Raw genomic sequence first — 25781 nt, 5'->3', positions numbered from 1 at the left:
CAACGCGGTGGGGGCACCTCCCAGCGGTAGCTGGGGGACGTTGTCGACCGACGACAACGCGGCGAGGTGCGGTGCCAGACGCCGCGAGCCCGGCCTGATCGTCAAGACACCCCCTAGCGCTTGGCGTGGCGGCCGCGGGCGGACTGCGGGTTCGGGGTGCCGGGGGCGTCGTGCTCGCCTTCGGCCCGCTCCTTCTTGGACTGGGAGCGCGCCCTGAGGAACTCGATCACGATCGGGATCACGGAGATCAGGACGATCCCGACGAGGATCATCTCGATGTGCTTGTGCACGAAGTCGATCTTGCCGAGGGAGGCGCCGAGGATGGTCACGCCCGCGCCCCAGAGCACGCCGCCGATGATGTTGAACGTGATGAACGAGCGGTAGTTCATCCGGCTGACGCCCGCGATGATCGGCGTGAACGTCCGCACGATGGGGACGAAGCGGGCCAGGATCAGCGACTTCGGGCCGTGCTTCTCGAAGAACTCGTGGGCCTTCTCCACGTTCTCCTGCTTGAAGAGCCTGGAGTCGGGCCGCTTGAAGAGGGCCGGACCCACCTTCCGGCCGAAGAGGTAGCCGACCTGGTCGCCGATGATCGCGGCGGCCACCACCAGGGTGCACACCAGCCACAGCGGCTGGTCGAGCTTTCCTGTGGTGACGAGCAGGCCGGTGGTGAAGAGCAGCGAGTCGCCGGGCAGGAAGAACCCGATGAGGAGTCCGGACTCGGCGAAGACGATGACCAGGACACCGATCAGACCAAAGGTCTGGATCAGATAGTCCGGGTCCAGCCAGCTCGGTCCGAGGGCAAGCGTGTTCACGGGTTCCGGGCTCCTGCGGTCGGTGGGGGCGTGGGGGACGGCTGGCCCCAAGTTATCAACGCGAGCCGGACGCGCCCGGTTCCACCCGGACCTCACGGGATGCGGACGAGGGGCGGGGCCCCGAGGCTGGGGGGTCAGGAGGTGTATGCCGATGGGCATCGAGGAGTACGGGGGCGGTCAGGGACCGCACCCCGACGTGCTGGTCGTGACGACGAACGACGTGCCGGGGTTCGAGGTCCGGCAGGTGATCGGTGAGGTCTTCGGGCTCACGGTCCGCTCCCGCCATCTGGGAAGCCAGATCGGCGCCGGCCTGAAGTCGATGATCGGCGGGGAGCTGAAGGGTCTGACGAAGACCCTGGTGCAGACCCGCAACCAGGCGATGGAACGCCTGGTGGAACAGGCTCAGGCACGCGGCGCGAACGCGGTGCTGATGTTCCGCTTCGACGTGACGGAGGCGGCTGACGTGGGCACGGAGGTGTGCGCGTACGGCACAGCCGTCGTGATCGCCCCACGCGCCTGAGCGGAGCCGCGGGACGGCCCTATGGGGGCGGGTTCGGTGGGACCGGGCGGGTTCAGCGGCACCGGGTGGCGACGTGACACCCGAGGCGCAAGCCCGTTCGCGTCGCCCCTTGGGGCGTTCTGCGGCATTCGTCCACTTATGGTGAGTCGGTGGCCACCGATCATGCTCCGACCGCGTCGTCCTCCTCCGACGACGAGACCCCGCTCCGGGTCCTGCTGCCGCAGCTGCTCCCCGCGCTCGTGGTCGGCGTGGCCGCGAGCCTGCTCTTTCTGGGGATCAGCGCCCTCGCGGAGGAGCTCCAGGTGGTCCTCTGGAACGACCTGCCGGACGCTCTCGGCATCGGCGGGTACTCCTCCCTCTGGATCATCATCATGCTCACGGCGACGGGCATCGCCGTGGGCCTCGTCATCTGGAAGGCGCCCGGGCACGCCGGTCCCGACCCCGCCTCCACGGGCCTCGGCGGGGCGCCGATCGCCCCCGGGGTCGTACCGGGGCTGCTGCTCGCCGGCGTGCTCGCGCTCGCCGGCGGGGTCAGCCTCGGCCCCGAGAACCCGATCATCGCGACCAACATCGCCCTCGCGTACTGGCTCGGCCGCAAGGCCCAGCCCTCGCTGCCCGGCGCCGTCTGGGTCTCCCTCGCCTCGGCCGCCACGATCGGCGCCCTGTTCGGCACCCCGGTGGCCGCCGCCCTCGTCATCTCCGAGGCCCTGGCCGGCCAGCCGGGACGCGGCTCCCTCTGGGACCGGCTCTTCGCGCCGCTCGTCGCCGCCGGTGCCGGGTCGATGACCACCCAGCTCCTCGCCGAACCCAGCTTCGCCCTGGGCCTCCCCCCGCTCACCGACCCCGGCTGGGGCGACCTCCTCGCCGCCCTGGTCATCGCCTCCGCCGCGGCCGTCTTCGGTCTCGCCTCCTGCTACCTCTTCCCCTACACCCACGCGGCCTTCCGGCGCCTGCGCCACCCGATGGTGATGCTGCCCCTCGGCGGCCTCCTCCTCGGCCTCCTGGGCGCCCTCGGCGGCCATCTGACGCTCTTCAAGGGCCTGGAGGAGGTCAAGGAGCTCACCTCCTCGATCGGCGGCTGGTCCTCGGGCGAACTGGCCACCCTCGCCGTGGTCAAACTCCTCGCCCTCCTCGTCGCCGCCTCCTGCGGTTTCCGGGGCGGCCGGATCTTCCCCGCCGTCTTCATCGGCGCCGCCTTCGGGCTGCTCGCCCAGGCCCTCGTGCCCGAGGTCCACCCGGCGGTCGCCGTCTCCTCCGCCGTCCTCGGCGTGCTGCTCGCCACCACCCGGCAGGGCTGGATCAGCCTCTTCACCGGCGCAGTCCTCGCCGCCTCCCCCGCGATGCTTGCCCTGCTCTGCCTCGCCTCCCTCCCCGCCTGGCTGATCGTCACCGGCCGCCCCCAGCTCGAACTCGACGAACACGGCCGGGCCCTGCGCTGACCCCCTCCCCCCCCCACCGGAAAGAAGGAGTCCCCCATGCCGCTGCACCAGGGCCCCGCCGCCTCCCCTCCCGAGCCCGAACGCCGGCTCGCTCTCAACCCCTTCTTCGGGGAGGCCGACCCGGTCGGCGGCATGACCGAGGCGCCGCCCCACCACCGGCTGCCCGACGGTCCCCTCCCCCCGACGAGCGCCTACCAGCTCGTCCACGACGAGCTGATGCTCGACGGCAACTCCCGGCTCAACCTGGCCACTTTCGTCACCACCTGGATGGAACCCCAGGCCGGGGTGCTGATGGGCGAGTGCCGCGACAAGAACATGATCGACAAGGACGAGTACCCGCGCACCGCCGAACTGGAGCGCCGCTGCGTGGCCATGCTCGCCCACCTGTGGCACGCCCCGGACCCGGCCACCGCCGTCGGCTGCTCCACCACCGGCTCGAGCGAGGCCTGCATGCTCGCCGGCATGGCCCTCAAGCGCCGCTGGACCAAGCGGAACGCCGGCCGCTATCCGGGCTCGGCCCGCCCCAACCTGGTGATGGGCGTCAACGTCCAGGTGTGCTGGGAGAAGTTCTGCAATTTCTGGGAGGTCGAACCCCGGCTCGTCCCCATGGAGGGCGACCGCTTCCACCTCGACGCCGACTCGGCAGCCGCGCTCTGCGACGAGAACACCATCGGGGTGGTCGCCGTCCTCGGCTCCACCTTCGACGGCTCCTACGAACCCGTCGCCGAGATCTGCGCCGCTCTGGACGCGCTCCAGGAACGCACCGGTCTCGACATCCCCGTCCACGTCGACGGTGCCTCCGGCGCCATGGTCGCCCCCTTCCTCGACGAGGACCTCGTGTGGGACTTCCGGCTCCCCCGCGTCTCCTCCATCAACACCTCCGGTCACAAGTACGGCCTGGTCTACCCGGGCGTCGGCTGGGCCCTGTGGCGCTCGCCCGCCGAACTCCCCGAGGAGCTCGTCTTCCGCGTCAACTACCTGGGCGGCGACATGCCCACCTTCGCCCTCAACTTCTCCCGGCCGGGCGCCCAGGTCGTCGCGCAGTACTACACCTTCCTGAGGCTCGGCCGGGAGGGCTACCGGGCGGTGCAGCAGGCCTCCCGGGACATCGCCCGCGGCCTCGCCGAACGCGTGGAGGCCATGGGCGCCTTCCGGCTCCTCACCCGCGGCGACCAGCTGCCCGTCTTCGCCTTCACCACCGCTCCCGACGTGACCTCCTTCGACGTCTTCGACGTGTCACGGCGGCTGCGCGAACGGGGCTGGCTGGTCCCCGCCTACACCTTCCCCGCCGACCGCGAGGACCTGTCCGTGCTGCGCGTGGTCTGCCGCAACGGCTTCTCGGCCGACCTGGCCGGGCTCCTCGTCGAGGACCTGAACCGGCTGCTCCCCGAACTCCGACGCCAGCCCCGTCCGTTCACCGACGACCGGAGCGCGGCCACCTCCTTCCATCACTGAAGCGCGTCAGACCTCAGGGCACCTGCCCCTCGCAGGCCAGCCGGAACTCCGACCACCGCACCCCGTCCGCGGTCAGCTCGTACCGGCAGCTCGACGACTCGCGCAGCAGGCCGAGCGGCGTGCGGCGGGTGTGACGGCTGCCGTCGCCGAGCCGGACGAAGGTACGGCCGCCGTCCACGCTCTCGTACCCCGAGGACTCCGCGCCGATCCCGACCCGGCCACCGGGCCCCGGGACGGGAACGCCCAGCAGGCTGCGGGGCTCCGCCGTCGGACCGGTGGTCCACATCCGCTGCCAGGTCACGCCGCCGTCCAGGGAGCGGTGCAGGGCCCGCATCGGGTTCTTGACGGGCTCGCCGCCCGCCAGCTCACCCATCTCCGCCGCGTACACCGCGTCCTGGCCCACCGCGACCACCGTGTACCAGCCGGGGCCCGTGGCGGGGCTCGGCAGCCGGCCGACCGTCCAGGAGCGCCCTCCGTCCCGGGAGACGGCGACCGCCGCACGCCCCGAGAGCGGATCCGTGCCCGAGACCCACCAGGAGCCGTCGGGCTCCGGCCGCTCCTGCGGCCGCGGATGCGCCCCGAGCAGCGGCACCCCGGCCAGCGCCCTGCGCCTCCCGTCCTGCGGTGAGACGACCACGAGTCGCTCCCGCTCGCACGCGTCGGGCAGGGCGCCGGCGGGCGCGGCGCAGCCGGTGGTGAGCACCGCCCCCGCGGGTATCTCCGGGGTCGTCCCGACCGTCCGCCGGTCGGTCTCCCGCCAGGTGCGGCCGCCGTCCCGGGTGAACCAGCTCCGTGCGTCACCGGGCTCCGCACCGCCGTCCTCGACGAGTGCGCGGCCCTGCCCGAGCGGGACCAGCTGGGAGGAGATGCCGTCCGTCCCCGAGGTCCTGGGCAGCGGGGACCGCCGCAGCACCCACTCCTTCGCCCCGGCGTCCCGCACCGCCACGTGCTGTCGGCAGAAGCCGCTCTCCGGTGCCGCAGGGTCGCTCACGCACTCGGCGAGCAGCGCGAACCCGCTGCCGTCCCGGGCGAAGCCCAGACTGTGCGCCCAGCCGGGCAGCCCCGGCCCGGACGGTATCCGGGGCGGCGCCCCGAACAGCCCGGGCGACGAGGAAGCCGCAGGAGCCCCCGCCGGACCCGAACCCGGAGGCCGCGGGGCATCCGCCGAAGCCGAACCCGAGGACCCCTGAGCCCCCGAACCCGACACCGAAGGCCCCGGCCCCGAAGGCCCCGCGCCAGAAGCCCCCGTCCCCGTACACCCCGTCAGTACCACCAACACCAGCGCCACGACGGCGCCGGCCACTCCCACCGGCCTGCGCATCGCACGTCCCCCTGTCTTCCCTCGGGCGGTCCGCGGTGGGCCGCTGCTTTCAATACACCGCTCACCGCCTTCGGGTTCCCACCTCCGCGCCGCTACTTCCCTAGCCGCCCGAACTTCCGTACCGCCAGCGGGAAGAAGACCGCGAGCAGCACCAGCGGCCACACCACCGCCGCCCCGATGTGCCCCGGCTCGCCGCCCGGGTTGCCGAAGAGGTCACGGACCGCCGTCGCGGTCGCCGACATCGGGTTCCACTCCACGAAGGTGCCGAGCCACCCCGGCATGGAGTCCGGCGAGGCGAAGGCGTTGGAGAGGAAGCCGACCGGCCACACCAGGATCTGCACCGCCTGCACCAGCTCCGCCCGCCCGGCGACCAGGGCGAGGAAGATCCCGATCCACAGCATCGCGAAACGCAGCAGAAGCAGCAGTCCCAGGGCTCCCAGGGTGCTGCCGAGGCCGCCGTTCGCCCTCCAGCCGATCGCGTACCCGACGCCGACCATCACGAGCAGTCCCACGGTCGACTGCAGCATGTCGGCGGCGGCCCGCCCGACGAGCACCGCTCCGTCGGTCATCGGCATCGAGCGGAACCGGTCGATCACGCCCTTGTTCAGGTCCTGCGTGACCGCCGTCATGGTGCCTTCGAGTCCGAACACCATGGTCAGGGTGAGCATCCCGGGCACCAGGAAGTCGACGTAGTCGCCTTCGACGCTCCGGCCGCCGCCGACCAGATAGCCGAACATCAGCAGCATCATCACCGGGAACACGAGCCCGACGAGGACCTGCACCGGCTGCCGCGCCCAGTGCGCGAGTTCCCGGCGGGTCATCGTCCAGCAGTCGCTCACCACGTACGCCGCGCTCATGCCGCCACCTCCCGTGCCTCGAACCCGCTCCGGCCGTCCGTCAGACGGAGGAAGACCTCGTCGAGCGTCGGCCGGCGCAGGGCGATGTCCTCCGCCTCGATGCCGGCGGCCCCCAGCGCCCGCACGGTCTCGGCGAGCGAGGCCATCCGGTCGGTCACCGGCGCGCTGAGCCGCCTCCGGTCGGCATCCACGCCCACCTCGGCCCGCGCCACGGGCAGCAGGCCGGCCGCCTCTTCAAGCCGTGCGGCGTCCCGTACGACCACGTCGATGCGGTCGACGCCGACCCGCGTCTTGAGTTCGTCGGCCGTGCCGTCCGCCACGACCCGCCCCCGGTCGACGACCGAGATGCGGTCGGCGAGCCGGTCGGCCTCCTCCAGGTACTGCGTGGTGAGCAGCACGGTGGTGCCGCCGCCGACCAGGGAGCGCACCGACTCCCAGACCTCGCCGCGCCCCCGCGGGTCGAGCCCGGTCGTCGGCTCGTCGAGGAAGAGCACCTCGGGCTCCGTGATCAGCGAGGCGGCCAGGTCGAGCCGGCGCCGCATGCCGCCGCTGAACTGCTTGACCGGCTTGTGGCCGGTGTCGCCGAGGCCGAAGCGCTCCAGGAGCTCGTCGGCCCGTGTCCCGGCGCGGCGCGCGCCCAGGTGGTGGAGCCTGCCGAACATCTCCAGGTTCTGCCTGCCGCCCAGCTCCTCGTCGAGGGCCGCGTGCTGTCCGAGCAGCCCGATCCGCCGCCGTACCTCCCGGGCCTCGGTCCGTACGTCGTGTCCCGCCACCCGCACCAGGCCCTCGTCGTGGCGCAGGAGGGTGGCCAGGATCCGTACGGTCGTGGTCTTGCCCGCGCCGTTGGGGCCGAGCAGGCCGTGGACGGTGCCGCGTCCGACGGCCAGGTCGAGGCCCGCGAGGGCGTCCTTCTCCCCGTACCGCTTGCGTGCGCCCTCCACGAGGATCGCGTCCGCCACCATATTGATTCCTCCCGAAATATTCGTAGTCAAATTTGACCACTTGCCGCCGACGGAGGAAGGTATGCCCTCGCAGCGGTTTAGTCAAACTTGATTAGCTGGAGTACAGCCCTGTCCCGCATCAGGTCGCAAAGGGGTTCTCCTCCCCCTCGGCGAGCACGCCGACGAAGGGATCCCCCTCCCCCGCGAACACATACGCCCCGCCCTCGATCCGCTCGATCAGGCCGAGCGTCCACTCCTTGCCCGCGTCGGCCGAGTGGACCCACATGTGCATGATCTCGCCGATGTGGCCGAGCTGGCCGGGGCCGCCCTCCGGCGTGTAGTACTCGGTGACCGCCGCCCGCCACTCGTCGAGCGCCCGGACCCGTCGGCGCAGCAGCTCCGCCGCCTCCTCCCGGGGCAGGTCCACGATGAAGCCGATGCCCGCCGAGAGGACGTCCACCTTCTGGTCGTACGTGGTCAGCGCCTCGCGCAGCAGCGCGAAGTACTCCTCCGTACCGCGCTCCGTCAGCTCGTACTCGACGCGCGGCGGCCCGCCGACCGCGCTGGGCGCCACCTCGTGCGCGTGCAGCAGCCCCTGCTTCGCCATCTGCTTCAGGGCGTGGTAGATCGAGCCGGGCTTGGCATGGGACCACTCGTGCGCGCCCCAGTACTCCAGGTCGTTGCGCACCTGGTAGCCGTGGGCGCGGCCGTGCTGCTTCACCGCGCCCAGGACGAGAAGACGGATCGCCGACATCCCACGTACCTCCTAGTCAATTTTGACCAGGGTACGCGCGCGCGGGGTCACCGCCCCTGCTCCTCCGCGATCAGGTCGAAGGAGCCCTTGCCGTCCAGGGACTCGCGGATGATGTCCGCGTGGCCGGCGTGGCGGCCTGCCTCCTGGACCAGGTGGAGCAGCATCCAGCGGACCGACACCCGGCCGTCCTTCGGGAACCAGGGAGCCTCCGGCAGCGGGAACGTGTCGTCCAGGCTGGGCACGGAACGGACGAAGTCCTCGGTCTCCTTCGCCACGCCCGCCCAGAACTCCACGATCTCCGGGATCGTCTCCGCGTCCACGAGCCGGAAGGCGTCGCCCCAGGTCTCCTGGGTGCGCTGCCGCTCGTTCGGCCGCTGCTGCGCGAGGCGCAGCCAGTTCAGCTCCACCTCGGCGACGTGCTTGAGCAGACCGGAGAGGCTGAGCTCGCTGGCGCTGGGGCGGCTCGCCGCCTGCTCCTCGGTGAGCCCGAGGAGCGAGCGGCGGATCGCGGCACGCTGGGCCTCGACGAAGTTGAGGAGCGCGCCGCGCTCGTCGCCGTGGGTCTCCGTGGGAACGAGAGCAACCATGGTGTCCGCCTTCCGTACGTACGGGTCGTGTTCGTGGACCTTCTCCACACCGATCACGCTACGGAGGCTTGCGGACAACGACTGTCCTCAAGCCGGATCCAGGCGTCCTCAAGAGGACTCAGAAGGGGAACCGGCTCCGGCCGTGCTGGATCGAGATCCACTTCTGGGTGGTGAAGCTCTCCACCATCGCCTCGCCGTTGAGCCGCCCCACGCCCGAGTGCTTCTCGCCTCCGAAGGGCACGATCGGCTCGTCGTGCACGGTGCCGTCGTTGATGTGGATCATGCCGGTGTGGATGCGCTTGGCGAGCCGTACGCCCCGCTCGATGTCCCCGGTGTGGACGGCGCCGCTCAGCCCGTACGGCGTGTCGTTGGCGATCCGTACGGCCTCCTCCTCGCCGTCGAACGGGACGATCAGGGCGACCGGGCCGAAGATCTCCTGCTGCAGGACGGGGGCGTCCGGGGCGAAGCCGGTGAGGACGGACGGGGAGACGAGGTTGCCGTCCACCGTGCCGTGCAGCAGCGCCGTCGCGCCGGCCTCCACCGTCTGGTCGACGAGCGAGGAGACGGCCTCCGCCTGCTGGGAGTTGATGAGCGGACCGATGTGGGTGGCGGGGTCGGCCGGGTCGCCGACCCGCAGGGTCTTCACCTTCGCCACGAACTTCTCGGTGAACTCCTCCTCCAGGGTGCGGTCCACCAGGATGCGGTTGGCGGCCATGCAGACCTGGCCCTGGTGGACGAAGCGGCTGAAGACGGCCGCGTCCACGGCGTAGTCGACGTCGGCGTCGTCGAGGACGATCAGGGCGCTGTTCCCGCCGAGTTCCAGGACGGCGTGCTTGAAGTTCTGCGCGCAGACCGTGGCGACGTGACGGCCGACCTTGTCGGAGCCGGTGAAGGAGATGACCTTCGGGATCGGGTGGGTCAGGAGCGCGTCGCCGATCTCGGCGATGTCGGTGACGACGACGTTCAGCAGACCGGCGGGCAGCCCGGCCTCCTCCAGGACCTTGGCGACGAGGGTGCCGCCGCAGATCGGGGTGTTCTGGTGCGGCTTGAGGACGACCGCGTTGCCGAGGGCGAGCGCGGGCGCGACCGACTTGATCGAGAGCAGGAAGGGGAAGTTGAAGGGCGAGATGACGCCGACGACGCCGACCGGGACGCGGTAGACGCGGTTCTCCTTGCCGTCGACCGGCGACGGCAGGATGCGGCCCTCGGGGCGCAGCGCCAGCTGCACCGCCTCGCGCAGGAACTCCTTGGCGAGGTGCAGCTCGAAGGCCGCCTTGAGACGGGTGCCGCCGAGCTCGGCGACGATCGTCTCGGCCATCTCCTCCTCGCGGTCCTCGACGATCCGCAGCGCCCGCTCGAAGACGAGCCGGCGCGTGTACGGGTTGGTCTCGGCCCATGCGGCCTGGGCGCGCTCGGCGGCCCGGTAGGCGCGGTCGACCTCACCGGCGGTGGCGACGGTGATCGACGCCAGCTTCTCCCCGGTGTACGGGTTGAAGTCGATGATGTCCCACGAGCCGCTGCCGGGCTTCCACTCGCCGTCGATGTACTGGTGGGCCAGGTCGGTGAAGTGCGACATGGATCGAGACCCCTCTACCCGCTCTGCCTCTGCGCGATGACAGAAGTGACGTCGAAAACTGATGTCACGTCATCGTACTGATGTGTCAGATGAGTTGGAGGAGTCCCCGGAGAAGGTCACGGCTTTCGGCCGGATCCGGTCCTTCCGCCTGGAGTCGCTCCATCACCCGCTGGTACTGGGCGACCTCCTCGCGCTTGTCGAGGTAGAGGGCGCTGGTGAGCTGCTCCAGGTAGACGATGTCGGAGAGGTCGGACTCGGGGAAGCGCAGCATCGTGAAGGCGCCGCTCTCGCCCGCGTGACCGCCGAAGCTGAAGGGCATGACCTGGAGCGTGACGCCCGGATGCTCGGAGACCTCGATGAGGTGCTTCAACTGGCCGCGCATCACGGCCCGGTCGCCGTAGGGGCGGCGCAGGGCGGCCTCGTCGAGGACGGCGTGGAACTGCGGGGCGCGCTCGGAGACGAGGACCTTCTGCCGTTCGAGCCGGAGGGCGACCCGCCGGTCGATCTCGGCGCTCGGGGCGCCGGGCATGCCCCGGGTGACGACGGCCTGGGCGTACTCCTCGGTCTGCAACAGGCCGTGGACGAACTGCACTTCGTAGACGCGGATGAGGGAGGCGGCGCCTTCGAGCCCGATGTACGTCTGGAACCAGCCGGGCAGGACGTCGCCGAAGCTGTGCCACCAGCCGGCCACGTTGGCCTCGCGGGCGAGCCCGAGGAGCGAGCCGCGCTCGGCCTCGTCCCCGACGCCGTACAGCGTGAGGAGATCCTCGACGTCCCTGGCCTTGAAGCTCACCCGTCCCAACTCCATACGGCTGATCTTGGATTCGGACGCGCGGATCGAATAGCCGGCCGCCTCGCGGGTGATCCCGCGCGACTCGCGCAACCGCCTCAGCTGGGAGCCCAGCAGGATGCGCCGCACCACGCTCCCGCTCGCTCCGCTCGATTCGCCTGCGGTCACGGCTCTCAGCCTCCCCTTTACGGTGTCGAGCCCCCGTCGAGCCCCGGATTCTGCCACCAAACGCTTCAGCGCGTACACATTCGATTACGGAAAGGCGGCGACTTCCGGGCAGTCCCGGAAAGTTACCCGTAACCGCGCGGACGACTTATGCACAGATTAGGCACGGGGACGGACAGGTCCGGCGCGTGCACGTGCATCTGCCCTTGCATCCAGTGGGCGCATTCGGAACCATGGACCCCGCGCAGCCGCGTACTCGTTCGTGTTGTCGTGTTGTCGCACCACAGTCGCGATTCCCGGGAGTGCCTCGCATGGGGACGAATGGATCGACCGTGCTCGAGCCGTTACGGCAGGGCCTTCCGCCGATCGATCCCGGCGCCGTCTCCACCTCCGCCTCCTGCGCCCTTCCGGCGCGGTACGAAGCCGTGCGCGGGGCCCGGAAGTTCACCAGCGCGACGCTGGACCGCTGGGAACTGACCGAACGGTTCGACGACGTCGCCCTGGTCGTCTCCGAGCTCGTCACCAACGCACTGCGCCACGCGGTGCCCGCCGACGCCCCTCAGGAAGAGGGCCAGAACCCGCCGGTGCGGCTGCACCTGATGCGCTGGTCCTCGCGCCTGGTGTGCGCCGTGCGCGACCCGAGCCAGGAGAGCCCGGAGGCGCGCGGCGGCGAGGAGGACTTCGCCGCCGAGTCGGGACGCGGTCTCTTCCTGGTGGACTCGTTCAGCGACAGCTGGGGGTGGCATCCGCTCGCCGGCACGCTGCGCGGCAAGGTGGTGTGGGCGCTGTTCCGGGTCGGACCGGAGTAGGCGCCGGACCCGGTACGCACGTACGAAGAGAAGGGCCCGGGCGACATGCGCCCGGGCCCTTCTCGCTGCTCGTACGCCGTCATCGTCGAGGCCGTCACCGCCCGGCGGCCACCACCCCGGGGGTCACACGAGGTGGTCGAACTCGCCGTCCTTGACGCCCAGCAGGAGTGCCTCTATCTCCGCGGGCGTGTAGACGAGCGCGGGCCCCTCGGGGTGGCGCGAGTTCCGTACGGCAACGTTTCCCCCCGGCAGTTTGGCGAACTCCACGCAGGACCCCTGGGAGTTGCTGTGCCTGCTCTTCTGCCACACGACGCCTCGCAGCTCCGTCGCCGCCATGCCGTTGTACGCGCGATGCGCATGATGCACTGGTAGCTCCCCGGGTGGCTTGGTGCAGGTATCAACTTCCTCGGATCATAGCTGTGTTCACATGGCCGATGCATGAGCAGATGCACGTGCACGCGGGGTGGCGTAGCGGCTACGCGACTCAGCGTGCGGCCGTCTTCCCTCGCGAGGGAAGACGGCGAATCCGTGGCGCCGGTTCAGCGGTTCTCGGAAGTCTTCCTGCCGCCCCGGCACCCTCGGGTCAGCCGGGCAGTTCCGCGAGGAGCCTGCCCGCGCGGTCGTACAGCGCGAGGCCGGCGTCCTGGTCCTCCGGCCGGGTGTACGCGTACCAGACCCCCCAGCCCGGCCGCCCCGGCAGTTCGAGCAGGGTGGCGGCGGTCCTGCGGCCCCCCGCGCTCGTCAGCTCGACGCGTCCCACCGTACGGGTCCCGTAGTACAGGCCCGAATGGAAGACCTGGGTCGCGTCGCCCTCGCTCTGGTGGCTCAGGCCGGGCCGGGCCGTGTCGACGTTGCCATCGGTGACGCTGCGGACGTTCTCGTAACCGTCCGGCCCCGTCCAGTGCTTGCCCTCCTCCGTCAGCCAGACCGTCCAGCCCTTCCCGGCGCTCACCCGCTCGCCGGAGGCCACCACCCGGACCGGGGTGGGGGCAGGGGGCGGGTCCTGGATCCGCGGCGAGGCGGACGCCGAGGTCGGGACGGCGGACGGCGGGACGGCGACGGGAGCGGGGGACGGCGGGCCCGGGCGTACGGGCGTCAGGGCCATGACCGCCGCCACGGACGTCGCGACCGCGAGCACGGAGAACGCCGACACGACGGTCGTACGGCGCCTCCGGCGCGAGCGGCCGGCCCGCCGGACGGCAGCCAGCGGCACCGGACCAGGGGTGACGTCGAGCGCGGCCCGCAGGAACGCCGCGCGCACATCGGCCTCGTCGAGATCGGCGGTCGGGGCGGACTCCGACGCCGGGTCGGACGAGGGAGCGGACGCGGGGGCGTGGCGGGCGGCGGGGTCGGGGGGTGACGTCGGGGTGGCGGGGGTCATCGTCGGGCTCCGGAGGGGGAGGGCAGCGGCGGGGCGGGGGCGGGGGCGAGCCCGGGGTGGGCGCGCAGGGCCGCCAGACCGCGCCGGGCATGGGTCTTGACCGTGCCGATCGAGCAGTTGAGCACGGTCGCGATCTCCAGCTCGGTCAGATCCTCCCAGTAGCGGAGCACCATGACCGCGCGCTGGCGGGCGGTCAGGTCCGCCAGCGCCGCCAGGAGCGACGCGCGTTGTTCGACCGCCTCGGCGTGGCCCGCGGAGGTGTGACGGGCCGCGTCGGGCAGGACCGGCGTCAGCAGATGGACGACCCGCTTCCGGCGGAGCCGGCTGAGGTTGTTGTTGATCAGCGCCCGGCGTACGTAGAGGTCGATCTCGCCGCGGGGCACCTTCCGCCACCGCCCGTACACCTTGGCCAGCGTCGTCTGCACCAGGTCCTCGGCCTCGTGGAAGTCCCCGGTCAGGAGCTGAGCCGTACGCACCAGACGCGGCCAGGAGGCGACGGCGAACTCGGCGAAGCCGTCGTCGTCGGTGACGGTGACGGGCTTGTGCGGCACGGTGTCGGACCTCGCGATCGGTGGGTCGGTGTCGGCTTCGGCTTCGCTGTCGGTGTGTTGTCGGGAGGGGGTGGCGGGGCCCGCCCCGTGCCGGGCCCCGCCACGTCTTCGCCCCTCCGGTGAGCGGCGGATCAGCCGCCGGTCGGGGCGTCGAAGCCCGGCAGGTCGGCGAGGAGCCTGCCCGAGCGGTCGTACAGTGCGACGCCGAGGCCGCCGCCCTGGTTGCCCTCCGACGGCCCGGTGTGGGCGTACCAGACGCCCCAGTCGGGGCGGCCGGGCAGCGCGATGAGGGTGGCGACGGTCTTGTGGCCCTCGGCGTCGGTCAGTTCGACGCGGCCCGCGTCACGGGTGCCGTAGTAGAGGCCCGAGTGGAAGACGCCCGACGCGTCCCCCTCGCTCTGGTGGCTCACTCCGGGCTGAGAGCGGTCGATGTTGCCGTCGACCACGCTGCGGAAGTTCTCGTAACCGTCCGGTCCGGTCCAGTGCTTGCCCTCCCTCGTCAGCCACACGGTGTACCCCTGGCCGGCGTCGACGCGTTCTCCGGGACGGACGGTGAGGACCGGGCCCGGGGCGGGCGTGACGGCCTTGACCGGGGTGACCTTCGCGGGGACGGCCTGCGCCGGGGCCGGAGCGGCGGGCCGGGACGCGGCGGAGGTCTCGGCGGACGCTGCCCCCACGGCCGCCGGTGCCGCGATCACCGCCGCGGCCACGACGCCGGCCGCGGCGAGCAGGTACTTCTTCATCTGGTTGCTCCTGGGATCGGTGGATCGGGGTTCGATGTCTCCCCGGGCAGCGAGCGTCCGCGGCCCTCACCCCTACCAACTCCCGTTCCGCCCCGTCCGGATGACGTGCTCGCCCCATCCGATCCGAACAGAACGTGTCCGGCTCACCGCGCGCGCGTGGAGTCCGTCAGCGCCGTCGTGACCTCGTCCAGGGCCTCCAGGAGCAGCACGGCGCCCTTGTGCAGCAGGAAGTGGTCCGGCGGGTCGTCCGACCAGGCCTCCAGCGTCTCGCGCAGGTCGTCCCAGTGCGGCTCCCTGCGCTCCCGTACCTCCTTCGCACCGCGTTCCGTCGCCCGGCGGAGGGACTCCGCGAGGGCCGCGGCGGCCGGCACGGGCGGAGCGCCGCGTTCCGGCAGGTGTGCCTCCATGAGCATGGCCACCCGCCCGAACTCCGCGAGCGCGTGGCCGGCCTGCTCCGCCGCCGCGTGCGAGAGGCCCCGGTGCCGTACCGGTTCGTGCGTGGCGCGGTCCACCGCCTCCTGCCAGGCGACCCGGGCCTCGCGGGTGTTCAGGAGCGCCTCCCGTACGTCGGGGCTGCCCGTCCCCGCCGGGTCGGCGTACCGCGCGGTGACGACGGCCGCGTACCGCCCGACCGACGCCAGCCAGTCCGCGAGCCGGCCCCGCAGCCGGGGGGTCTCCCAGGCCGGGTAGACGGCGTACGCCAGCATCGCGAGGAGCCCGCCGAGCAAGGTCAGCGTCACCCGGTCCCGTACGGTCTGGGTCAGGCCCGCGCCCTCCATGCCGAGCAGGAACACGACGTACGCGGCGACGAAGACCTGGCCTGCCGCGTACCCCGTCCGCATCAGCAGGTACATCGCGAAGGCACACACCACCGCGAGCGCCGCCGACAGGTACGTGCCCGGGTGCGCGAACCGCACGACCGCCGTCGCCAGGGCGACCCCGACCAGCGTGCCGCCGAACCGTGCCACCGAGCGCGCGTACGTCTGCGAGAAGTCCGGGCGCATGACCATCACCGAGGCCATCGGCGCCCAGTAGCCGTGCCCGAGGGGGAGCACCGCCCCGAGGAGATAGCCGGTGCCCGTGACCGCCGAGACGCGGATCGCGTGGCGCAGGATCGGGGAGTCCCGGCGCAGTTCGGCCCGTACCTTCGCCGCGACGATCGGCGTGAGCCGGACGAGGGTGGGGCGGGAGCGGGCGGCGGGCGTGGTGCCGTGCCCGCGCGTCGCCATGGTCTCCGTCCTCGGCTCCGCCGTCTCGACGACGTCACCGAGCAGCGCGGCGAGACGGACGGCGGCGCGGCGGGACGGGCCGGTGAGGATCGCGCCCGTGTCCGGGGTGCGGAGGGCGGCGACGGCGGGCGGAGGGAGGACGACCGGTTCGCCGTGCCGGATCGCGTGCGCGGCGGCGTCCAGGACCGCGCCGGCGGCCGCGAGCAGCTCCCGCACCCGTTCCCGCTCCGGGCCCTCCTCCGGTACGCCGACCGCCGGATCGGCGAGGGAGGCGAGCACCGGACGGATGCGCTCCGCGAGCCCTCGCGCCCCGTGCAGCTCCGCCGGTCGGCGGCGGGCCTGGCGGGGCGTCACGGCGGCCGCGCTGCGGGCCGTCATGAGCGGTACGGGATCGAACGGGGCCACCGGGTCGTGGCGGAGGCGGCGCGCGTAGTCCGCCTCGGCGGCGAGCGCGTCCGCGAGGGCGTCGCGCTGGGCGCCCCAGCGGCGGACCGGGAGGAGGACGACCAGGGCGGCCTGGACGACACCGCCCGCGAAGATCATGACGGCGTGGCCTGCGGCGGTCGCCACCGAGGTGGGGAGGGTGACCGTCACCAGCATGATCGCCACGTTGGAGGAGGCGATGATGCCTGCGGTGGGGCCGGCGGCCCAGACGAGGCCGGACAGGAACGTCCAGGCGAGCAGCAGGGCGAGGAAGAGGCCGTCGTGGGCGCCCGTGAGGTAGCCGAAGAAGGTCGACACGGCGAGGCTGGCGCCGGACGCGAGGGCGAGGGTGGGGCGGGGGCGCCAGGAACGCTGGAAGGTGGCGATGGCCGCCTGGAAGGCGCCGAAGGCGGAGGCGGCGGCGACGGCGGGGCCGAAGAGGGCGAGCGAGAAGCCGACGACGAGGGCGAGCCCGAGGGCGGCGCGGGCGGCGATGATGGGGTCGAGCCGCCGCCGCTCGACGGTGAGCCCGGAGCGGGCGGTCTCCCTCAAGGCCCGGAGCCAGCTCATGGCCCGAGCGTATCCGCGATCGGGGCATAGCCGGTCATTTCGCCGCCCGCTCTGCCGCCGGGCCAGCCCGTGCCCGACGCCTGGCCCGGCCGCCCGCTCTGCCGCCGGGCCAGCCCGCGCCCGACGCCTTGCCCGCTCCCCTACGGCTCTATCCCCGCAGCCTTCGTCGTCCCGGGTGCAGGCCGGCCCTGTCCGCCGCCGACGCGCCGTGTGTCCAGCCCGCCTCGTCCCAGGCCGCACGCACCCGCGTGGCGCGGGTTTCCGGGAAGAGTTCGTCCGTGCGGGTGGTGACCGCGAGGTCGCGGGAGGCGAGGGCCGGGAGGAGGGTCGGGGTCTCGGCGGAGACCCGCCGGGACGTCGCCGAGAGGCGCGCGCCGAGCCGGTTCGCGTACGCGAGGAGGAAGGACTGCCGGAAGGACTTCGTGCGCTTGCGCCCGCCGGCCCGCTGTTCCGCCTCCGCCCGCGTCATCGCGGCCGTGCCCTGCACGAGCAGCGACGTGTACAGCAGCTCCACCGGGTCGAGGTCCGCCTCGAAGCCGATCACCGTGGAGAAGCCGTACGTCTCGTTCCACACGGCCCGGCAGTGGTTCGCCGTCGCCACCGCGTCCAGCAGGATCGCCTTCGCCTGTTCGTACGGCGGTTCCACGCCGATCCTGATCGCCCCCGGCGTCTCCGGCGACGGCGCGCCCGCCGCGAGCGTCACCTCGTCCAGGCTGTGGCGGGCCATCAGCTCCTGGGCCTTGGCGGTGAGCGCCTCCGCCTCCTCCGGGTAGCCGGTCGCCTCCGCCTTCGCGAGCAGCGCCCTGATCCGGGTGAGCATCCGGGGCTCGCCGGCCGCCGCCGGCGGCAGGGCCTCGCCGGGGACGGGGCCGACGGCGTCCAGGCGCGGCAGCCGGACCAGGAGCCGGTACAGCTCCAGGACAGTCGTCGCGTACGAGAAGCGGTCCGTCGGCCGGCCGGGGGAGGCGTCGAGCTCGTCGAGCTGGGCCCGCCAGCGGCGCGGCAGCGTCCCGTACCGGGCCATCTCGCCCAGGATCAGGCCGGTGAGGACCCGGAGGTGGTCGTCCGACAGGTCCCGGCGGGCCATCCGGACGATGTCGGCCGGCTGCCAGCCCCGCGTCCACAGCGTCCGGACGAACTCCTCACCGCGCCGGGTCAGTTCGGCGTCGGCGCCGGGGTCGGCGGCCAGCAGCGACGCCGCCGTGTCGAGCGACCCGTCGTCGCTCGCGTACAGCGCCTCGAAGGCCTTGTCGATGGCCGTACCGTCGCCCGTACTCACTCCGTACCCCTCGTCGCGCCCCTCGCCGTCTCCGTCGTCGGGCCTCCCGCGTCCCTCGCGTCCCACTGCTCGCGCGAGCGGGCGATCACCGCGCGGTGGTCGAGCGACCAGTCCACGAGCTGCTTGATCAGGTGAGTCATGCTGCGCCCGGTCTCCGTCAGTGCGTACTCCACCTGCGGCGGCGTCGTCGGGTACACCGTCCGCGAGACGAGGCCGTCCCGTTCGAGGCGGCGCAGCGTCAGGGTCAGCATCCGCTGCGAGATGCCCGTGACAAGCCGCTGCAGTTCCCTGAACCGCCTCGCCCCGGCGGCGAGTTCGACGACGACGAACACGCTCCACTTGTCGCCGAGCCGGTCCTGCACGTCCCGTACCCCGCAGTCCTCGGCACAGCTCACCAAGGGCTCGGTGGTTACCTCCGTGTGCCCCTCCGACATCAATGTGCCTCCTTCCGCGATCTTCCCCGTCCCCCCACGATGGTCTCAGCCATCACGACCCTTGGGGGAAACCATGCTGCTCGTCACCGGCGTCTCCGGCGCCCTCGGCTCGCTCGTCGCCGAACGGCTCGCCGGCCGTGCCGACGTCGTCCTCGGTACGCGCGCGGGGCTGCCCGGCACCCGCCGCCTCGACTTCGACGCGCCCGAGACCCTCCCGGCGGCCTTCGCCGGGGTGGACACGCTGCTGCTGATATCCGCCGGCTACGGCGAGGACGACACGGTCGTCGCCCGCCACGGGGCCGCGATCTCCGCCGCCGAGCGGGCGAGCGTCCGGCACGTCGTCTACACGAGCCTCTCCGGCGACGGCGACCACCTCACGTACGCGCTCGCGCACCGCTGGACCGAGCGGCGGCTGCGGCGCTCCACGACCCTCGACTGGACGATCCTCCGCAACGGCCTCTACGCCGAGTTCCTCACCTGGATCGCCACGCCCGACGCCGACAACCGCATCACCGGCCCCCTCGGCGAGGGCCGGCTCGCCGCCGTCGCCCGCGCCGACCTCGCCGACATCGCGGTGTCCGTGGCGACGGACCCGGCGGCCCACCGGAACCGGGTGTACGAGCTCGTGGGCGAGCGCCCCCTCGGCGGCGCCGACCTCGCGGCGGCCCTGGGTGCCACGTACGCCCCCGGCACGCTCGCGGACGCCCGCGCCGCCGTCGCCGCCTCCGGGGCCGTGCCCTTCCAGGTGCCGATGCTGGCGAGCACGTACTCGGCCATCGCCCACGGCTTCATGGACGGTACGGGGATCGCGAGCGATCTGCGGGCGCTGCTCGGCGGTCGCGAACCCCTCGACGCGCTCGACGTGTTCGTGAAGGCCGTACGGGAGGGGTAGGGCCAGGCCTACCTTCCGGACGCCCGGCAGTGGTCGTGATCGGCGGCGGCGGAAACGGTTCGCTTGAGCCATGACCACGACCGCTGCCAGCGCCACCGCCACCGCCGTACGGCTCCGGGGGCTCACCCGGCACCACCGGGAGGTCCGCGCCCTCGACGGCGTCGACCTCGACTTCCTGACCGGGACCTTCACCGCCGTCATGGGGCCTTCGGGCTCCGGCAAGTCCACGCTGCTGCAGTGCGCGGCCGGTCTCGACCGGCCCACCGCCGGACGGGTGGAGGTCGGCGGCACCGCGCTCGAAGGGCTGAGCGAGCGGCGTCTGACCCTGTTGCGGAGGGACCGGATCGGCTTCGTCTTCCAGGCCTTCAACCTGCTGCCCTCCCTGACCGCCGCGCAGAACGTGGCCCTGCCGCTCCGGCTCGCCGGCCGTCGTCCGTCGCGTACGGAGGTACGGGAGGCACTGGCCCGCGTCGGGCTCGCGGGACGGGAACGGCACCGGCCCGGCGAGCTCTCCGGCGGACAGCAGCAACGGGTCGCGATCGCCCGCGCGTTGATCACCAGGCCCGCCGTGCTCTTCGGCGACGAGCCGACCGGCGCGCTCGACTCGACGACGAGCCGCGAGGTGCTCGGCATGCTGCGGGAGCTGGTCGACCGGGACGGTCAGACGATCGTGATGGTCACCCACGACCCGGTGGCGGCGGCCCGCGCGGACCGGGTGGTGTTCCTGGTGGACGGCCGTGTGGCGGGCGAGCTGCCCTCCCCGACGGTGGAGAGGGTCGCGGCGCGGATGACGGCGCTGGAGACGGAGGCGGGGTCCCGGCCGGGGACCGCGCCGGCCGCTGCGGCTGGTGCTGCCGTAGGGAGGCTCTCGTGCTGACCGTCGTCATGTCCGGGCTCCGGGCCCGCTGGGCCTCCTTCCTCGGCGGGTTCGTCGCCCTCGCCCTCGGCGTGGGGCTGCTCACCACCATGGGGCTCGGCCTCTCCGCCACCTTTGACGCGCCCGAGCGTTCTCCTCAGCGGTTCGCCTCGTCGCCCGTCGTCGTGCAGGGCCAGGACCGGCTGACGCTCGACGTGCGGCGCGGGCCGCGCACCGTCTCCGTGGCGCAGCGGCTCGACCGTCCACAGCCTGTGGACAGCGAAGTGCTCCGTGAACTCCGCGCCCGCTGGACCGTCACGACGGCGCCCGTGGCGACGTCGGACGGAGCGGCAACGTCAGACCGAGCCGCCTCAGCCGCATCGACCTCCGGCGGATCGAGCTCCGCCGGATCGAGCTCCGCCGGATCGGCCTCCACCGGCCCCGACGCCGTCGGCGTAGACGCCCCCGCCGCCGAGGTGCGCGCGCTCGTCGGCGACCGTGCCCAGGTCCTCACCGGCGACGATCGGCGGCTCGCGGACCCCGACCCGGAGCGGGACGCCGAAGCGCTCGTCGCCCTCAACGCCCTCCTCGGCACCTCCGGCGGCGTCACCGCCTTCGTCTCGGTCTTCGTCGTCGCCTCCACCTTCGCGTTCGCCGTGGCGCTGCGCCGCCGCGAGTTCGGGCTGCTCAGAACCGCCGGAGCCACCCCAGGACAGATCCGCAGGCTCCTCCTCGCCGAGGCCACGGCCCTCGGGGTGCTCGCCTCCGCCGCAGGCTGCGCGCTCGGCGCCCTGGGCGCGCCCCTGCTCGCCAGGACCCTCGTCGGCGGCGGTCTGGCACCCGAGTGGTTCGCTGTCGGCGGGGCGGTCTGGCCCTTCCACACCGCGTTCTGGACGGGGGTGACCGTCGCCCTCGCCGGGGCGGTGGCCGCCTCCCGTCGCGCCGGGAAGGTGGGTCCGGCGGCGGCGCTCCGCGAGGCGGACGTCGACGCCGACACCCTGCCCCTCGGCCGCGCCCTGCTCGGCACGGGACTGCTCCTGTCCGGCCTCGGGCTCCTCGTCTGGACGTACGCCACCGATCCGTCCGCGCTGCTCAAGCGGAAGACGTACACGACGCTTCCGATGCTCCTGATCACCGGCGTCGCCCTGCTCTCCCCGCTGCTCGTCCGGCCTGTGGCCCGGCTGCTGCGGCTGCGGGGGGCCGTGGGGACGCTGGTACGGGAGAACAGCGCGGCCTCCGTACGCCGTACCGCCGCCGTCGCCGCTCCCGTCCTCGTGACCGTGGCGCTCGCCGGGACGCTCTTCGGCTCGGCGACGAGCGTCACGAAGGCGAAGGGGGTCGAGGCGCGGGAGCAGACGACCGCCCGGTACGTCGTGGCCGGCGCGGGCCTGAAGCCGGTGACGGCGCCGCCCGGGGCGGTCGTGTCCGCGAGCGGGGCGACCTCCCTCTTCGTACGGGACGGGGCAGAGGCCGTCGTGAAGTACGGGGCGCGGGCGGTCACCGACCCGGCGGCCTTCGCCGAGCTCGCCCGGCTGCCCGTGGTCGCCGGCGACCTGCGGGACCTCGACGACCGGTCGATCGTCGTCAACGAGGAGTTCGAGCGGCGCCGGGTGGGCGAGACCGTCGAGGTCTGGCGCGCGGACGGGACCGGTCCGGTACGGCTCCGGGTGGCGGCCGTCCTCGCCTTGGGGACGGGCGACAACGGGCCGTACGTCACCCGGGCGAACGCCCCCGGCTCCGCCCCCGACCGGATCGAGGCACGGGGCGGCGGCGCGGCCGCGACCGTGCGGGCGCTGGAGGCGAGCGGCGGCACCGTCAGGACCGCCGACGCGTGGGCAGAGGCCGACCGTGCGTCGACCGGCAGCCCGCAGACCCGGCTCGGCCTGCTCCTCGTGCTCGGCATCGCGCTCGTCTACACGGTGATCGGCCTGGCCAACACCCTGCTGATGGCGACCTCCGTACGCGGCGGGGAACTGTCCTCGCTGCGGCTGGCCGGAGCCACCCGGGCCCAGATCCTGCGGGTCGTGACGGGCGAGGCGACGCTCGCCGTCGCGATCGGAACGGTGCTCGGCCTCGCGGTGACCGCCCTCGTCCTCGGCACCCTGGGCGCAGGCCTGGCCGCCCTGTCCGCACCGGTGGCCCTCGCCCTGCCCTGGGGCACGGTCGGCGCGGCGGCGGGGGTGTGCGCGACGGTCGCGGTCGCCGCGTCGGCCCTTCCCGCGTGGCGCCTGACGCGCTGAGCGGCGAAGGTGGACGGACGGGACGGTGACCGGGGTCGGAGCCGGGTCACCGCCCCGCCCACACAACGCGCCCCGGCGCGCCGCCTCAGCCCCCCGTCGGCTCCACCCCCGCCGGCCCCTCCCCCGCAACCGCCCCCGGCACGGACTTCGCCGCCCTCCACTCCGGTGCCAGGACCGACCAGATCTCCTCGTCGTGGCACCTGCCCCGGTAGGGGTAGCTCTCCTTCAGGACCGCGTCCCTGCTCATGCCGAGGCGTCGGGCCACGGCGATGCTCGGTTCGTTGTCGGAGGAGACCACCCACTCCACCCGGTGGATCCCCCGTACCTCGATCGCCCAGTCGATGAGCATCCGCGCCGCCCGGGTCACCAGGCCCTTGCCGACGGCCGCCGGTTCCAGCCAGCAGCCCGCCTCGGCCGTGCCGTCGCGGGTGTCCAGCTTCCGGAGGATCACCGCGCCGACGAGGGTGCCGTCGGACCAGATCCCGTGGATGCGGCCCGTGTCGGTGGCCGTCTTCTCCGCGTACAGACGGAGGAAGGCGCGGCTCGACTCCAGGTCGGTGACGACGTCGGGGAGTCCGTTGCGGGCGCCGATGAACTCGCGCCCCCGGTCCATGTGGGCCAGGAACTCCTCGGCCTGCCACGGTTCGAGCGGGCGCAGCTCCGCGCCGGCGTCCCCCAGGGGTATCGCGTACATCGTCATCGCCTTCCACGGTCGGAGCCGGCACTCACGGCGGAGGGATCCTCTCACCTCCCCGCCGCGCCCGCCGGTGTCACGGAACGAGGACCAGCTTGCCCCGCGCATGGCCCGACTCGCTCAACTCCTGGGCGCGTGCGGCCTCCTTCAGCGGCAGCGTGTCGGCGAGCCGGACCGCGAGGCTGCCCTCCGCCGCCTGCCGGGCATGGGCCGTGAGCCCGGCCCGTACGGCGTCCGGGTCGCCCAGGACCCCGGAGAAGGTGATCCCGTACTCCGCCGCGTCCGTCGCCGCGATCGTCGCGATCCGCTCCTTCCGTGCCACCCCTTCCCCGCCGAGGAGCTCGATCGCGACCGGCAGCACACCGTGTCCCGCCGCGTCGAAGACCGCGTCGACGCCGTCGGGGGCGGCGGCGCGGACCCGGTCGGCGAGGCCCTCCCCGTACGCCACCGGGACCGCGCCGAGCCCGCGCAGATACGCGTGGTTGGACTCGGACGCGCTGCCGATCACCGTGATCCCCGCCGCGACGGCGAGCTGGACGCCCACCGAGCCGACGACGCCCGCCGCGCCGTGCAGGAACAGCGTCTCGCCCTCCCTTACGCCGATCAGGTCCAGGACGCGCTGCGCCGTCTCCGCCGCCACGGGGAGGCTCGCGGCGGCCGCCCAGGAGAGCCCGGCGGGCTTGGGGACGACGATGTCGGCGATGGCGTACTCGGCGTAGGCGCCGGTCTTCGTCCAGCCGAGCACCTCGTCGCCGACGGCCAGACCGGTGACGCCCTCGCCCAGCACGTCCACGGTGCCGGCGAACTCCAGGCCCGGGACGGCCGGGAAGGTCGTCGGGTAGAACTCCTCGACCCAGCCGTAACGGCGCTTCCAGTCCACCGGGTTGACCCCGACGGCCGCGACCTTCACGCGCACCTCGCCGGGACCCGGCTGCGGTACGGCGACACCGGTCGCGTGGCGCAGCACCTCGGGGCCACCGAACTCCTCGTACACGATCGCTTCCATCTCAGCCTCCACTGCTGCCCGTTCACGTTCGCCGCTCTTCGACGTGATCAAGACTGCGCCCTCGGCCACCCGCTCCCCGCCCTCCCAACGGCCAGTCCCACCTACCCGAAAGACCAGCCGCGGCCGGTCCACGCGCGCGTACGCTCCCCGTATGGACGCGCTCACGCTGACCACCGCGTACGAGATCATCCGGCAGCCGCTCGGGGAGATCCTCCCCAAGGTCTCGGCGGCCCTCGCCCCCCTCGTCCCTCACGTGGACGCGGCCGAACTCTCCACCCACTGCGCCCACTCCCCCTTCAAGGCACTCGGCGGTACGGAGCTGCTGACCGTCGCCGAACTGGCGCCGCTGCTCGCGGCAGGCGTGCCGGGAAGCCCCTGGCAGGGCACGGCGACGATCGGCGGCCGGGAGCGGGAGGTGGTCGCCGTCACGAGCCACGCGACCGCGCGCGGGGCCGTGCTCGTGCTCGTACGGGAGGACGGCGCCGCCCCCGTGGACGCGGCCGCGCTCACCGTGGCGCAGGCCCTGTGGGACCTGGTGTCCAGCCACTTCGACCGGTTCGCGACGGAGGCCCTGCCGGGCGCCCTCGCCCGTTCGCGGGCGGCGGCCGACACCCGGGCCCGGGTGATCGCGGAACTCACCACCTCGCACACGGCGGTGCTCTCCGGCGTCCTCGGGGTGCTGCGGAGCCGCGCCCTCGACGACACGACGGCCCGGACGACCGCGACCGACCTGGCCGCCACCGCGCTGATCGAGATGCGGGCCGAGCAGCGGCGGGACCGGGCGCTCGCGGAGGAACCCGCCCAGGACGCCTTCGAGCGGCTCGCCGGCGAGCTGCGGCCGATGCTGCGGCACAGCCAGGTCCGGCTCGGCCTCGGGGCCCCGGACTCCGACCGGTCGCTCGCGGCGGACGTGGCGCACAGCGCGCGGGCGATCGTCCGGTCCCTGCTCCTGATCGTGCTGGAACAGGACTCGGTGCGGCGGATCCACGTCGGCTGGCAGCTGACCGAACACGAACTGCGGGCGTCCGTACGGGACGACGGCGCGGGCGCGCTCGCCCCCTGCGACCTGGGGGCGGGCACGATCCGGGACCGGCTCGAGGTGCTCGGCGGACGGCTCGACATGGACGCCGTCCCCGGCTGGGGCACGACGATCACGGCGGTGATCCCGCTGGCGGCACCGGCCGCACCGGTCGAGGCGGCGCACCCGCTGGCCGGTCTCGGCGGGCGGGAGGTGGAGGTCCTGCGGCACCTGGCCCTCGGTCACCGCAACCGGCGGATCGCCGAGGAGCTGCACATCAGCGAGTCGACGGTGAAGTTCCACGTCGCGAACATCCTGAACAAACTGGGCGTCGACTCACGGGGAGAGGCGGCGGCCCTGTTCCACGCGGCGGCGTAGCCCGGCCCCGGCCCCAGGTTGTGGGCACCCGACCCCAGGTTGTGGGCATCTGTTCCGC

General features: G+C 73.1%; 25 protein-coding genes. 8 read left to right on the top strand and 17 right to left on the bottom strand.

The features are described 5' to 3' along the window. Positions 1–113: 113 nt before the first annotated feature. Positions 114–815 (bottom strand): DedA family protein, encoded by a 702-nt coding sequence (locus ACZ4VK_RS33665; RefSeq protein WP_468360708.1) that lies wholly within the window; start codon positions 813–815, stop codon positions 114–116. A 151-nt stretch (positions 816–966) separates the two neighbouring features. On the opposite strand from ACZ4VK_RS33665, the gene ACZ4VK_RS33660 reads away from it, so the two are divergent. The 3 genes from ACZ4VK_RS33660 to ACZ4VK_RS33650 all read left to right on the top strand — a co-directional run bounded on the left by ACZ4VK_RS33660 (position 967) and on the right by ACZ4VK_RS33650 (position 4229). After that, positions 967–1335, top strand: a complete 369-nt coding sequence (locus ACZ4VK_RS33660) for a YbjQ family protein (RefSeq protein ID WP_317596576.1) — start codon at positions 967–969, stop codon at positions 1333–1335. Positions 1336–1484: 149 nt separating this feature from the next. Then, positions 1485–2774 (top strand): ion channel protein, encoded by a 1290-nt coding sequence (locus ACZ4VK_RS33655; protein WP_468360705.1) that lies wholly within the window; start codon positions 1485–1487, stop codon positions 2772–2774. Between the two features lie 36 nt (positions 2775–2810). Then, complete coding sequence (locus tag ACZ4VK_RS33650; RefSeq protein WP_468360702.1) at positions 2811–4229, top strand: glutamate decarboxylase; 1419 nt, start codon at positions 2811–2813, stop codon at positions 4227–4229. A gap of 13 nt (positions 4230–4242) precedes the next feature. On the opposite strand, the gene ACZ4VK_RS33645 is transcribed toward ACZ4VK_RS33650, so the two are convergent. The 7 genes from ACZ4VK_RS33645 to ACZ4VK_RS33615 all read right to left on the bottom strand — a co-directional run bounded on the left by ACZ4VK_RS33645 (position 4243) and on the right by ACZ4VK_RS33615 (position 11223). Next, positions 4243–5220, bottom strand: a complete 978-nt coding sequence (locus tag ACZ4VK_RS33645; RefSeq protein ID WP_468360700.1) for an exo-alpha-sialidase — start codon at positions 5218–5220, stop codon at positions 4243–4245. 422 nt (positions 5221–5642) lie between these two features. Then, the gene (locus tag ACZ4VK_RS33640) at positions 5643–6407 is read right to left on the bottom strand and encodes an ABC transporter permease (protein ID WP_468360697.1); all 765 of its coding nucleotides are present in this window, start codon (positions 6405–6407) and stop codon (positions 5643–5645) included. Beyond that, the gene (locus ACZ4VK_RS33635) at positions 6404–7369 is read right to left on the bottom strand and encodes an ATP-binding cassette domain-containing protein (RefSeq protein WP_468360694.1); all 966 of its coding nucleotides are present in this window, start codon (positions 7367–7369) and stop codon (positions 6404–6406) included. The genes ACZ4VK_RS33640 and ACZ4VK_RS33635 overlap by 4 nt, the downstream gene beginning before the upstream one ends. Positions 7370–7487: 118 nt before the next feature. Continuing rightward, positions 7488–8102: a PadR family transcriptional regulator gene (locus tag ACZ4VK_RS33630; RefSeq protein ID WP_468360691.1), complete on the bottom strand. Its 615-nt coding sequence runs from the start codon at positions 8100–8102 to the stop codon at positions 7488–7490. Positions 8103–8149: 47 nt separating this feature from the next. Further along, positions 8150–8689 (bottom strand): DinB family protein, encoded by a 540-nt coding sequence (locus ACZ4VK_RS33625; RefSeq protein ID WP_468360902.1) that lies wholly within the window; start codon positions 8687–8689, stop codon positions 8150–8152. Between the two features lie 118 nt (positions 8690–8807). Further along, positions 8808–10265 (bottom strand): aldehyde dehydrogenase family protein, encoded by a 1458-nt coding sequence (locus ACZ4VK_RS33620; protein ID WP_468360688.1) that lies wholly within the window; start codon positions 10263–10265, stop codon positions 8808–8810. 85 nt (positions 10266–10350) lie between these two features. Beyond that, a complete protein-coding gene (locus ACZ4VK_RS33615) occupies positions 10351–11223 on the bottom strand; it encodes a helix-turn-helix domain-containing protein (RefSeq protein WP_468360685.1) in 873 nt (290 codons plus the stop codon). 308 nt (positions 11224–11531) lie between these two features. Between ACZ4VK_RS33615 and ACZ4VK_RS33610 the strand changes: the two genes are divergently transcribed. Beyond that, positions 11532–12029 (top strand): ATP-binding protein, encoded by a 498-nt coding sequence (locus tag ACZ4VK_RS33610; protein ID WP_389680513.1) that lies wholly within the window; start codon positions 11532–11534, stop codon positions 12027–12029. A 123-nt stretch (positions 12030–12152) separates the two neighbouring features. On the opposite strand, the gene ACZ4VK_RS33605 is transcribed toward ACZ4VK_RS33610, so the two are convergent. From ACZ4VK_RS33605 to ACZ4VK_RS33575, 7 genes are all read right to left on the bottom strand, one after another. Continuing rightward, positions 12153–12365 (bottom strand): DUF397 domain-containing protein, encoded by a 213-nt coding sequence (locus ACZ4VK_RS33605; RefSeq protein ID WP_173861569.1) that lies wholly within the window; start codon positions 12363–12365, stop codon positions 12153–12155. Positions 12366–12612: 247 nt separating this feature from the next. Next, positions 12613–13410 (bottom strand): hypothetical protein, encoded by a 798-nt coding sequence (locus ACZ4VK_RS33600; RefSeq protein WP_468360682.1) that lies wholly within the window; start codon positions 13408–13410, stop codon positions 12613–12615. After that, positions 13407–13961: a SigE family RNA polymerase sigma factor gene (locus ACZ4VK_RS33595; RefSeq protein WP_468360679.1), complete on the bottom strand. Its 555-nt coding sequence runs from the start codon at positions 13959–13961 to the stop codon at positions 13407–13409. Before ACZ4VK_RS33595 ends, ACZ4VK_RS33600 begins: the two co-directional genes overlap by 4 nt. Positions 13962–14092: 131 nt before the next feature. Continuing rightward, the gene (locus ACZ4VK_RS33590) at positions 14093–14704 is read right to left on the bottom strand and encodes a hypothetical protein (protein ID WP_468360676.1); all 612 of its coding nucleotides are present in this window, start codon (positions 14702–14704) and stop codon (positions 14093–14095) included. A gap of 143 nt (positions 14705–14847) precedes the next feature. Beyond that, the gene (locus tag ACZ4VK_RS33585) at positions 14848–16926 is read right to left on the bottom strand and encodes an FUSC family protein (protein ID WP_468360673.1); all 2079 of its coding nucleotides are present in this window, start codon (positions 16924–16926) and stop codon (positions 14848–14850) included. Between the two features lie 148 nt (positions 16927–17074). Further along, complete coding sequence (locus ACZ4VK_RS33580) at positions 17075–18205, bottom strand: DUF2786 domain-containing protein (protein WP_468360670.1); 1131 nt, start codon at positions 18203–18205, stop codon at positions 17075–17077. After that, the gene (locus ACZ4VK_RS33575; protein WP_468360667.1) at positions 18202–18639 is read right to left on the bottom strand and encodes a winged helix-turn-helix transcriptional regulator; all 438 of its coding nucleotides are present in this window, start codon (positions 18637–18639) and stop codon (positions 18202–18204) included. The genes ACZ4VK_RS33580 and ACZ4VK_RS33575 overlap by 4 nt, the downstream gene beginning before the upstream one ends. Positions 18640–18712: 73 nt before the next feature. On the opposite strand from ACZ4VK_RS33575, the gene ACZ4VK_RS33570 reads away from it, so the two are divergent. From ACZ4VK_RS33570 to ACZ4VK_RS33560, 3 genes are all read left to right on the top strand, one after another. Continuing rightward, positions 18713–19531: an NAD(P)H-binding protein gene (locus ACZ4VK_RS33570; RefSeq protein ID WP_468360664.1), complete on the top strand. Its 819-nt coding sequence runs from the start codon at positions 18713–18715 to the stop codon at positions 19529–19531. 70 nt (positions 19532–19601) lie between these two features. After that, a complete protein-coding gene (locus ACZ4VK_RS33565) occupies positions 19602–20408 on the top strand; it encodes an ABC transporter ATP-binding protein (protein ID WP_468360662.1) in 807 nt (268 codons plus the stop codon). Then, positions 20402–22627 carry an FtsX-like permease family protein gene (locus tag ACZ4VK_RS33560; protein ID WP_468360659.1) on the top strand — a complete coding sequence of 742 codons (2226 nt, stop codon included), beginning with the start codon at positions 20402–20404 and terminating at the stop codon, positions 22625–22627. The genes ACZ4VK_RS33565 and ACZ4VK_RS33560 overlap by 7 nt, the downstream gene beginning before the upstream one ends. Positions 22628–22712: 85 nt before the next feature. Here the strand turns inward: ACZ4VK_RS33560 and ACZ4VK_RS33555 are convergent, their stop codons facing one another. Then, on the bottom strand, positions 22713–23321 hold the full coding sequence (locus ACZ4VK_RS33555; protein ID WP_468360656.1) for a GNAT family N-acetyltransferase: 609 nt from the start codon (positions 23319–23321) through the stop codon (positions 22713–22715). A 76-nt stretch (positions 23322–23397) separates the two neighbouring features. Continuing rightward, the gene (locus tag ACZ4VK_RS33550) at positions 23398–24327 is read right to left on the bottom strand and encodes an NADP-dependent oxidoreductase (protein ID WP_468360653.1); all 930 of its coding nucleotides are present in this window, start codon (positions 24325–24327) and stop codon (positions 23398–23400) included. 151 nt (positions 24328–24478) lie between these two features. On the opposite strand from ACZ4VK_RS33550, the gene ACZ4VK_RS33545 reads away from it, so the two are divergent. Next, positions 24479–25723 (top strand): helix-turn-helix transcriptional regulator, encoded by a 1245-nt coding sequence (locus ACZ4VK_RS33545; RefSeq protein WP_468360651.1) that lies wholly within the window; start codon positions 24479–24481, stop codon positions 25721–25723. Positions 25724–25781 lie beyond the last annotated feature (58 nt).

The organism is Streptomyces sp. NPDC028711, assembly GCF_055565415.1.
The sequence above is the reverse complement of the archived record's forward strand: the minus strand, read 5'-3'. Positions and strand labels throughout refer to the sequence as shown.